At 65.3% G+C, this 10,193-nt stretch carries 9 protein-coding genes and 1 pseudogene; 6 read left to right on the top strand and 4 right to left on the bottom strand.

Annotated features, from left to right (window positions below; translation table 11 throughout):
* Positions 1 to 365 (bottom strand): annotated as a pseudogene (locus tag Y705_RS22665) (hypothetical protein); the annotation flags it as partial.
* A 294-nt stretch (positions 366 to 659) separates the two neighbouring features.
* Between Y705_RS22665 and hisS the strand changes: the two are divergent.
* Complete coding sequence (gene hisS / locus Y705_RS0104600) at positions 660 to 2,003, top strand: histidine--tRNA ligase (RefSeq protein ID WP_026531995.1); 1,344 nt, start codon at positions 660 to 662, stop codon at positions 2,001 to 2,003.
* Positions 2,004 to 2,012: 9 nt separating this feature from the next.
* Here hisS and Y705_RS0104595 read toward each other — a convergent pair whose 3' ends face one another.
* Entirely contained in the window at positions 2,013 to 3,287 is a 1,275-nt protein-coding gene (locus Y705_RS0104595; RefSeq protein WP_026531994.1) for an APC family permease, read from the bottom strand.
* A gap of 181 nt (positions 3,288 to 3,468) precedes the next feature.
* Here Y705_RS0104595 and aspS point away from each other — a divergent pair, with 181 nt between their 5' ends.
* Entirely contained in the window at positions 3,469 to 5,271 is a 1,803-nt protein-coding gene (aspS, locus tag Y705_RS0104590) for an aspartate--tRNA ligase (protein WP_026531993.1), read from the top strand.
* 21 nt (positions 5,272 to 5,292) lie between these two features.
* Here aspS and Y705_RS17435 read toward each other — a convergent pair whose 3' ends face one another.
* On the bottom strand, positions 5,293 to 6,249 hold the full coding sequence (locus tag Y705_RS17435) for a LysR family transcriptional regulator (protein ID WP_081737785.1): 957 nt from the start codon (positions 6,247 to 6,249) through the stop codon (positions 5,293 to 5,295).
* 207 nt (positions 6,250 to 6,456) lie between these two features.
* Here Y705_RS17435 and Y705_RS0104580 point away from each other — a divergent pair, with 207 nt between their 5' ends.
* From Y705_RS0104580 to Y705_RS22660, 3 genes are all read left to right on the top strand, one after another.
* Positions 6,457 to 7,182 carry a LysE family translocator gene (locus Y705_RS0104580; protein WP_049822276.1) on the top strand — a complete coding sequence of 242 codons (726 nt, stop codon included), beginning with the start codon at positions 6,457 to 6,459 and terminating at the stop codon, positions 7,180 to 7,182.
* Positions 7,183 to 7,376: 194 nt separating this feature from the next.
* Positions 7,377 to 7,634, top strand: a complete 258-nt coding sequence (locus Y705_RS0104575) for a hypothetical protein (protein ID WP_026531991.1) — start codon at positions 7,377 to 7,379, stop codon at positions 7,632 to 7,634.
* Entirely contained in the window at positions 7,631 to 7,849 is a 219-nt protein-coding gene (locus Y705_RS22660; protein ID WP_216698747.1) for a hypothetical protein, read from the top strand. The genes Y705_RS0104575 and Y705_RS22660 overlap by 4 nt, the downstream gene beginning before the upstream one ends.
* 223 nt (positions 7,850 to 8,072) lie before the next feature.
* Here Y705_RS22660 and Y705_RS0104565 read toward each other — a convergent pair whose 3' ends face one another.
* Positions 8,073 to 8,711, bottom strand: coding sequence for an isochorismatase family protein (locus tag Y705_RS0104565; protein WP_026531989.1), 639 nt, complete (start codon positions 8,709 to 8,711; stop codon positions 8,073 to 8,075).
* A gap of 135 nt (positions 8,712 to 8,846) precedes the next feature.
* Here Y705_RS0104565 and Y705_RS0104560 point away from each other — a divergent pair, with 135 nt between their 5' ends.
* Positions 8,847 to 9,812: a GlxA family transcriptional regulator gene (locus tag Y705_RS0104560; protein WP_026531988.1), complete on the top strand. Its 966-nt coding sequence runs from the start codon at positions 8,847 to 8,849 to the stop codon at positions 9,810 to 9,812.
* Positions 9,813 to 10,193: the final 381 nt, after the last annotated feature.

Here is a 10,193-nt window from a genome sequence, read left to right as displayed (position 1 = left end):
GGCGCGACGTCGGCCAGTTGCGTGGGTACCGCGGGGGAATCCTGCAGCGCGGAGGCTATTTCCTCGGTTGGTATCTCGGTTGGTATCTCGGTCGGCGTCTCAGGAGCAGCCTCAGGAGTAACTCCGGCCGCTTCGGCCACGGGCGCGGCTTCTGGAGCCCCAGGAGCGGTCTCGGGAGCTTCAGGAATAATCTCGGGCGCTTCGGTCCGGGCTGCTTCAACCTGGGGATCGTCATTCACCTGACCGGTCTGATCAGCCTGACCGGTTGGTGCCGTCTCCGGCGCTTCCGCTGCTGCTGTTTCAACCGCTGGCGCTTCCGGCTGAGCCGTCGCCTCTTCCTCGGGGGAAGTGCTGCCAGTGGTCATTTCGTCGGATTGCTGACTGTCTGTCACCGCTAAAAGTCTTTCGCTCGTCGGATGGACGCGAGCCGTGCCGCGGCCATTGGTTCAGGACTGATGAGTCTATCGTTCCGGAGTCCGTAGGAGCCGTCGACGACGACGCCGCCCTCCATACCGCCTTCGGCGATGGTTTCGGGTACTCCAGCCCTGAGGCTACTTTACCCATGATGGTCTTCCCGCCCGTCCTCCCGGTTCGCCAGTGGACTTCGCAGCCCATAAAATGAATGCCGCGCACCCCAGTTCCACGACAGGAGACCATTCATGGCACGCAAGGCTTCGCTCTCCGGCTTTCCGGAATGGCTTCCCGAGGAGCGGTTGGTGGAACTGCACGTGCTGGATACGCTCCGGTGCGTCTTCGAGCTTCACGGCTTCTCGAGCATCGAGACGAGGGCTGTGGAGACTGTCGGGCAGCTTTTGCGGAAGGGCGACATCGACAAGGAGGTCTACGCCGTCTCGCGTCTTCAAGCCGAGGAAGCATCACCCTCCGAAGGAGGCCTTGCCCTGCACTACGACCTCACCGTGCCGTTCGCGCGCTATGTGGTCGAGAACGCAGGCCACCTCGCGTTTCCGTTCCGCAGGTACCAGATCCAGAAGTGCTGGCGTGGTGAGCGGCCCCAGGAGGGCCGGGCGCGGGAGTTCACGCAGGCCGATATCGACGTCGTGGGTGACGGTGTCCTGCCGTTCCGTTACGACGTCGAACTTGCCCTCGTGGTGGTGGAGGCGCTCGGGGCGCTGCCCCTTCCCGATTTCACGCTGCGGGTGAACAACCGCAAGCTGGCCGAAGGTTTCTACCGCGGGATCGGCCTCGATGATTCGGCGGGGGTCCTCCGCAGCATCGACAAGCTCGAGAAGATCGGTGCGGAGAAGGTGGGCCAACTCCTGCGCGATGAACTGGGTGCCTCCGACGCACAGATCGAATCGGCCCTGGCCCTTGCGGCGATCCGCACCGCCGACACCTCCTTCGTCGAGCGGGTGCGAGCCCTCGGCGTCACGAACGACCTCCTTGAGGAGGGCCTGACGGAGCTCGAGCAGGTCATCGGCGAGGCATCCCGCCGCGCCCCCGGCCGTGTGGTGGCGGACCTCAGCATCGCCCGCGGGCTCGACTACTACACGGGAACGGTCTATGAGACGGTACTGAACGGCCACGAGAGCCTCGGGTCCATCTGCTCGGGCGGCCGCTATGACAGCCTCGCCTCGAAGGGCAACCGCACGTTCCCGGGCGTCGGCCTCTCCATCGGGGTCACCCGGGTCGTCTCCCGCATCCTCAGCCAGGGCTTTGCCTCTGCCAGCCGCGCCGTGCCCACCGCGGTCCTGGTGGCACTGGCCGACGACGGCGCGTGGTCGCAGGCGCAGGACGTCGCCTCGGCGCTGCGTGCCCGCGGCATTCCGGTGGAGGTGGCAGCAAGTGCAGAGAAGTTCGGGAAGCAGATTCGATTCGCTGACCGCCGGGGCATCCCCTTCGTCTGGTTCACGGGTTCCGACGGCGCCCATGAGGTGAAGGACATCCGCTCCGGCGAGCAGGTGGCAGCCGACCCTGCATCGTGGATGCCGCCCGCCGCCGACCTCCGTCCCGTCATCGGACGGAACCCCGAGCACGCGTCGTAGCGCAGCAGGCTACGGCCGACCCCGCACTTTCAGCACGACCATCCGGCACAGAACCCCGGCCACCAGTACGGCGAGCATCGAGAGCACGGACACGGGTGGAAGGGTGAACGCCAGGACCAGGCAACCTCCGGCACCCACGACGTTCAGGAACCGCGGCGCATACCACTGGCGCTCGGGGAGGGTGAAAGCCGCGGCATTCGCGATGGCGTAGTAGAGCAGCACGCCGAAGCTCGAGAAGCCCACCACGGTGAGCACATCCGTGGTGAGTAGAAGGACCACCACCACGACGGCGCTGAGCACGTCCGCCGCCCAGGGGACCCCGAACCGCGTCGAGATGCGCGACAACGCCTGCGGCAGGTCGCCCTCCCTCGCCATGGCCAATGTGGTGCGGCCCACCCCGGCGATCAGCGCGAGCAGTGCCCCGAGGCTCGCCAGCGCGGCGGCGACCGTCACGGCAGCGCGGGGGATGGCACCGCCATCGCCGGTCGGTGGCCGGCCGGGATCCGCCACGGTGTCGAAGACATCGCGCAGCGGCGCCGGAGAGCCTGCGAGGGTGTCCGGACCGAGCGCGGAGAGAAGGGCGAAGGCCAGCAGCAGGTACAGCAGCAGCGTGAACCCGAGGGCACCGAGGATCGCCGCGGGAATGTTTCTCCGCGGGTTCCGCACCTCCTCGCCCATGGTGGCGATCCGCGCGTACCCCGCGAAGGCGAAGAACAGCAGTGCGGCGGCCTGCAGTACCCCCACCGGGCCGTTGGCCGCCGCCACCCACGGCTCATCCGGTGCGGGCGAGGCGAACGCGACCACCACTACGAACGCGATGACCGGCACCACCAGCGATACGATGGCGCGCGTCAGCAGGGCGGTCCGCGTGACACCCAGGAGGTTCACGCTCGTCAGCGCGACCACGGCGGCGATGGCAGCGGCCGTCTCGAACCCGGGCGCCGCGTACAGGCCGAACGTCAGGGCCATCGCGGCACACGATGCGAGCTTGCCGGTGATGAAACTCCAGCCCGCGAGGAAACCCGCCCACGGGCCCAGCTGACGCCGTCCGTAGATGTAGGTCCCGCCGCTCGAGGGATACACCGTGGCGAGTTTCGCCGTTGCGGCGGCGTTGCAGTAGGCGATGAAGCCGGCGACGACGACAGCGAGGGGAAGCCAGCTGCCGGCCGCTGCAGCGGCGGGGGCGAAGACCACGAAAACCCCGGCGCCGATCATGGAGCCGATGCCGACCGTGGTCGCATCGAAACCACCCATCGCCCGCCGAAGTCCGGGGGTGTCGGTCATGCAATCCTCCCTGGGTCGACGTCGGATCTGTGCTTCGATTTTCGCTCGGATTCTCCGCTGGATCGCTCACCGATTTTCCTCTGGATCGCCCACCGGATGATCACCGGTAAACTCGGACAGGCTCGATCTAACACTATGCAGGTGAACACTTATCTGCGACACGTTTGTGGGAAGGAATGCCGTGCTGCGCACGCATGAACTCGGATCTTTGGGGTCCGGGCACATTGGACACACAGTAACCCTGGCCGGATGGGTTGCCCGGCGTCGGGATCATGGCGGCGTTGCCTTCCTCGACCTGCGTGACGCTTCGGGCATCGCGCAGGTGGTGGTGCGTGAGGAAGAGGTCTTCCACGGCCTGCGCAACGAGTACGTCCTGCAGATCACCGGAACCGTGCAGCAGCGCCCCGAGGGCAACGAGAACCCCGCACTCGCCTCGGGCAGCGTCGAGGTGATTGCGGAGAACGTCACCATCCTCAACACTGCCGATCCGCTTCCATTCCAGATCGACGAGCACGTCGAGGTGGGCGAGGAAGCGCGTCTGAAGCACCGTTACCTGGACCTCCGGCGCCCGGCACCGCAGGCCAACCTCCGGTTGAGGTCCGAGGCCAGCCGCGTGGCCCGCGAGCTCCTGCACCGTGACGGCTTCGTCGAGATCGAAACGCCCACGTTGACCCGCTCCACGCCCGAAGGAGCGCGGGACTTTCTGGTGCCTGCACGCCTGGCCCCGGGTTCCTGGTATGCACTGCCGCAGTCCCCGCAGCTCTTCAAGCAGCTGCTGCAGGTGGGCGGATTCGAGAAGTACTACCAGCTGGCGCGCTGCTACCGCGACGAGGACTTCCGCGCGGACCGCCAGCCCGAATTCACGCAGCTCGACATCGAGGCGAGCTTCGTCGAGGAGGACGACATCATCGCGCTCGGCGAGCAGCTGGTCGCCGCGCTGTGGAAGCTGATCGACGTCGAGATTCCGCTGCCCATCCGGCGCATGACGTACGCGGATGCCATGGCGAACTACGGCTCCGACAAGCCGGACCTCCGCTTCGGGCTCGAGCTCACTGAACTCACCGATTTCTTCAAGGACACCGGCTTCGGTGTCTTCAAGGCGCCGTACGTGGGCGCCGTCGTCATGCCGGGGGGCGCGTCCCAACCGCGCCGCCAACTGGATGCGTGGCAGGAATGGGCCAAGCAGCGCGGCTCGAAGGGCCTCGCCTACGTCCTGATCGACGACAACGGCGGCCTCCGCGGCCCGGTCGCGAAGAACCTCAACGACGCCGAGCGCGAGGGCATCGCCGCCGCTGTGGGCGCCCAGCCCGGCGACTGCATCTTCTTCGCCGCCGGCGAGAAAACTCCGTCGCGTGCAATCCTCGGTGCAGCACGCGTAGAGATCGGGCGGAGGACAGGACTTCTCAATGAGGGTGACTGGGCCTTCGTATGGGTTGTCGACGCCCCGATGTTCGAACCCGCAGCCGCAGCGGTCGCCGCCGGAGACGTGGCCGTGGGCGGGGGAGCATGGACTGCCGTGCACCACGCGTTCACCTCACCGAAGCCCGAATTCTTGGACAGCTTCGACAAGGACCCGGAAAGCGCACTCGCCTTTGCCTACGACATCGTCTGCAACGGTAACGAGCTGGGCGGAGGCTCCATCCGTATCCACCAGCGGGATGTCCAGGAGCGGGTGTTCGCCGTGATGGGCCTCGGACAGGAGGAAGCGCAGGAGAAGTTCGGCTTCCTCCTCGAGGGATTCAAGTACGGCGCGCCCCCGCATGGCGGAATCGCCCTCGGCTGGGACCGCGTCGTCGCCCTGCTCGCCGGAACCGACTCCATTCGCGATGTCATCGCGTTTCCGAAATCCGGCGGCGGCTACGATCCGCTGACCGCAGCTCCTGCACCGATCACTGCTCAGCAGCGCAAGGAGGCGGGAGTGGATGCGCGGCCCCGGGAGGCGGCGCCCAAGGATACTGCACCCAAGGAGCCGGCGGTCTCCTGACCGGTCGTTCTCAGAACCGGTTCAGCGGCCAGGTGCGGCGACGGTTGATGTTCCGCCGTGCGGGTCCGGATGGTGCGGCGTTCCAGTGTGGCTGGCGATCTCCCGCAGTGCCGTGAGCGCGTCATGGATGAGGCGGGCACGAACGGGGTGTGTGCGCGCGAAGGCAACGATCCGACGACCGACGGTGGGGCCCGCGAGGGGTCGGACGGTGAGATTGTCGGGCATACCAGTGAGGGCGATAGGGGGGAGAACTGTCAGCCCCAGGCCGGCAGCGGCGAGGCTGAGGGCCGCATGATGGTCGTCCAAACGGGCGACGTATCGCGGCGTGAAGCCGGCAGTCGTACACGCGCGGGCGATGATTCGACCGGTCGGCCCGTCATTGATGTCATGATCGATCCAGGGTTCGTCCCTCAGTTGAACCATGTCGACCACCTCCTGGGAGCACAAGGGGTGGCCCAGGGGTAAGACCAGGCGCAGTTCTTCTTCAGTCAGGACATGGCGCTGGTAGCCGTCGAGGATCAGGGGATCCGCGTCAAGGGCTTCGTTGCGTATCTCGATGTCCGGTTGTCGCCTTCCGCCGCTCGGATGGAGTTCATTGATACTGATTTCCACCACGGTTCTCGGGGAGGCGATTCGGAGGGCACCTACAACGTGCGGCATCCAGGCTTGGGCTACCGAAGCAAAGCAGGAGAAAGTGATCCGCTCGGCCCGGCCCACCCGGAGATCCGCCACGGTGCGCTCAAGGCGTTCCAGGTCAGCAAGGGTCCTGCCGCTCTCTTCCGCCAGATGGAGCGCAGCAGGGGTGGCCTCGATACCGCGGCCACTCTTCTCGAACAGAACCAGTCCGGTCTGCCGAGCCAGGATCCGCAGGTGCTGGCTGACCGTCGCGGGAGCCAGATGCAACCCGGCGGCGGCGCCATGAACAGAACCCGCGGAGATCACTGCGCGCAGGATGATGAGCCGATGTGGATCCAACATTCTTTGATTGTATGGCGTCGACTGTCAATCGTGCGTAAATATCTGCTGGTGCCATACAAGCGGTCGATGACATTCTAAATACACATGGACCTCGATGCGCTCACGATGTCCAGTGTTCCTACTCCCGCCACACGAAGGTGTGCGTGAATGCACGCGTGCACTTTGCTCGGTCGTGCTGCCTCGACCCTTGAATGAAAGGCCGTTCCGGTGAACACATCGAATTACCTCGCCCTCCTAGGAGTGGCCGTCATCCTGGCCATCACTCCCGGCCCGGACACGCTGCTCACACTGCAATACGCTCTGCGTCGGCGGCGAGCCGGCCTTTATGCCGCGCTGGGTTCCGCATCGGGCATCTTCGTGTGGGCGGCCCTGGTGGCCGTCGGCGTCGCGGCCTTCCTCCAGGACTCACCCGCAGCCTTCCACACCCTCCGCGTTCTGGGTGGGGCCTACCTCTTCTACCTCGGCTACCGTACCCTCACGACCCACACTCGCACAGCAACCCGAACGTCCGTCCCTGCAGAAGTGCTCGTCGGAGCCAACCCAACCCCATCCAGCACCCCGTTGGCGGAAGGGCGGGCCGACATGCCCACGGCCGATATGCAACTCCAGAGCACACCACCGACCGGGTGGTCAGCCTTCAGTGCCGGAGTACTGTGCTGCCTCACCAACCCGAAAACGGGCCTGTTCTTCCTCGCCCTCATACCCCAGTTCACTCCCACCAACGTGAGCCCCCTGTACGTCATCGCCGTGATCGGCGGAACCGTCGCAGCAGTGATCGGCGGCTATCTGGCCGTCGTGGCCCTGGGAGCCCACACCGCCGGCACGTGGCTCAACCGACCTCCGGTCACCCGATGGATAGGGCGCATCTCGGGAATGGTCTTCATCGCGCTCGGACTCATGACTACCGTCCCCGTACTCACCGCGCTGCTCTGAACAACCGTGCCTTGTCGCGGAATCCCGGAGCCACCTCGACCGAGTGATTCGTCGCTTCCCTGAACACACCTCCCATGTATTTTCGAGAGCGGATGCTCCATGCGGAGATTTCTGGCCTGGTCAGCAGATCCGTGTTCTGATGGTTCTTGTCAGAGCTGTCCTACCGGGAATGCCCGGCTGGTGAAGGAGCTGTCATGACCGATACCGGTGACCTCACGATCCCGCTTCCGGACCGTCTCCACTTCGTCGCGCACCTGGTGGTTGTCACGAGGTTCTTCGCGGCGCTGTGTTGGCTCGGCGTGGTCGCCACGCTGGAAATCATGACCAGTGGCGCTCTCTTATTACTGGTCGCGCCGCTGATCCTTACCGTCGCAGCATTCTGGGCTGCACGCTATCGCCGGGGACGCATCGTCAGCGTGCTGATGCCGATCGGCCGAGCGTCGAGGCAATGAAATCGTTGCCTCCGTTCGCGCCGGGGAAGACGGTGATGGTGCCTGTCTATTACGCGGCGGTTCTGAGTTGGGTCTGTGTCGCCGCCGTCCTGTTCCACGGCAGCAACGGAGCGGCGGTCCTGGTTGCGTTGCCTTTGCTTGCGACTCTCGGAGCGTATGTGGCGAGTAAATACCTGAAGTGTCTACTGGCGGAGAGCAGCGCCCGAGAAGCTTAGTGAAAGGGCGCTTGGTCGGCTGACAGCCATGATCAGAAGCGCGCCGGCGATCACGTTCTCGGCGTCGCCTGTTGTAGCGCGTCGCTGAACGAATCAAATCGAATCCGGGCACCCCGCTTCATACAGGATCCCGCTTCGGGACACCTTGAAAGGAGTGGATGCTCCTGGGATTGGCCCCATCGGTGTGCGTCGTGCCCGTCCTTACCGTCGTGATGGGGAAGGATCAGGACTGGGTGGCGCGTGCCGCTCCGGCTGCTGCCGAGTTGCCCAGGTCGCTACCGGGTAGCGCCTGGTGGGCGTTCAGGGCCGAAGTCCAGGCGTCGGTGGTGCCGACGGAGGCCCAGTTGGAGTTCAGCAGTGCGAGCAGGGTTGTGTGCACGGTCTTAGCGTCAGCGAAACCGGCGTCGTTGCTGATGTTGATTGCACCGGTGGCATCGGAGAGAACTTCGGTGGTGAAGCCGAGGCCTTCCGCCTCGACCGCTGAGCCGAGGATGCAGTTGTTGGTCATGTATCCCACGAGGGTGACGGTGTCGACGTGGTTCTGACGCAGCCACTCCGTGAGATCGGTGTCGGCGTAGACAGAGCCGTACTTCTTCACGACGCTCTTCCACGCCTCGGTGCGCCGGCTCTGAACCTCGGGGTGTAGTTCGAACTCCGGCGTACCCGGGGCGAAGACGGGAGCTCCTTCGCCTGCAGTGTGCTGGATGACTGCGATGGGCATGCCCGCGGCGGTGGCCGCATCGATGGCCGCAGCGATCTGCGGCAGGGATTGTTCGTGCGGTGGGTACTGGATCTCGAGGAGGCCGCTGAAGTACTGCTGCTGGACATCGACGAGAACGAGGGCGCGGCGGGGGTTGCTCATGGTGGGGGATTCTCCTGGATCAATGGGGCGATGCACGCCGGATAGGCGTTGATTCCATCCTTTACGGTGCAGCATCGAAGCAACAGTGGCACGTATGCCTATATACAATGGATTCGGGCCACAAGGAGGATTTTCGTGCGTATTGCGGTGTATGCCTTCGACGGCGTGACAATGTTTCATCTGGCCGTTCCGCAGATGGTCTTCGATGAGGTCACGCGGCAGGGGCTCGGAGCTTGGACGACCAGTCTGTTCTCCGACGGCCCGGATTCGATCCGCACGGCTGAGGGCTATCAGTTGGCCGGGATCAAGGGACCCGACGTGGCAGTGGGGGCGGATGTTGTGGTGGTGCCGTCGTGGTTCGACGACGGACGCGTACTGAGTGACACTTTGCGGGCCGTGCTGCAGAATGCACACCAGCAGGACGTGCCAGTTCTGGGACTGTGTCTTGGTGCGATCGCCGTGGCGGACGCCGGCCTGCTGGCCGGACGTCACGCTGTCACACACTGGCAGGCCTTCACCACCCTGACCGAGCGACATCCGGACATCCTCCTCGACCGTTCCGTCCTGTATATCGACCATGGTGACGTTCTGACCTCGGCGGGCACGGCATCGGGCCTGGATGCATGCCTGCACCTTGTGCGGAACCGTCTGGGAGCCGAGGCGGCGAACACGGTAGCCCGCAGCCTCGTCGTCGCACCCCATCGCGAGGGTGGGCAGGCACAGTACATCGAGCACCCGGTTCCGCAGCGTTCCACTGACGATCCCATCGCGCACCTGCTCGAGTGGGCGCTGGGCAACCTCCGTGAACCGCTCACCGTCGACCGCCTGGCGGAGCAGGCGCACATGAGCCGCCGCACTTTCGTCCGCGCCTTCCGCGCAGCCACCGGGACGACACCCTCCGCCTGGATACGGTCCCGGCGGCTCGACACCGCCCGGCGTCTGCTCGAGACCACGGACCTGTCGGTCGAGCAGATCGCCGCGGACTGCGGGTTCGGTACCGCCGTCACCCTCCGCCAGAACTTCGCGGGCACCTTCTCGACCACTCCGACCGACTACAGGCGCAGCTTCGACACCCGCCCCTCCACGCCCACCCTGCGCTGACGCCGGGCCCACCCGATCACGGAACGCATCGGTCTTTTCACGGAGTCGATAAGCAGCAATGAGGCTTGAACAATCAGGGTCCCGTACCTCCCGCGGCGACGATGCGCATCAGATCGATGGCGAACGACGACATGATTGCCTCCGGTGATGCGAGCGAAGAACTACCAACGATGTGCATCTATCAGGAGGGGGTAATACAAGGTTGAGTCACGGCTTGAGCGGCTTGCGCCTGGCGGTACCGTTGCGAGATCGGGTCATGTGCTGCTATCGCTCGTGTTGTGGACGGGTGGTGACCATGAAGGTGACGATGAGAGCGGCGGCGGCGAGGATGAGTGCTCCGCTGCTCAGGGCGGTGGTATAACCGTCGACGATGGCCTGACA

Origin of the sequence: Arthrobacter sp. H41, from assembly GCF_000520535.1 — a bacterium.
In the GTDB taxonomy this organism is placed as follows: domain Bacteria; phylum Actinomycetota; class Actinomycetes; order Actinomycetales; family Micrococcaceae; genus Arthrobacter_D.
This window is presented reverse-complemented; position numbering and strand designations above follow the sequence as displayed.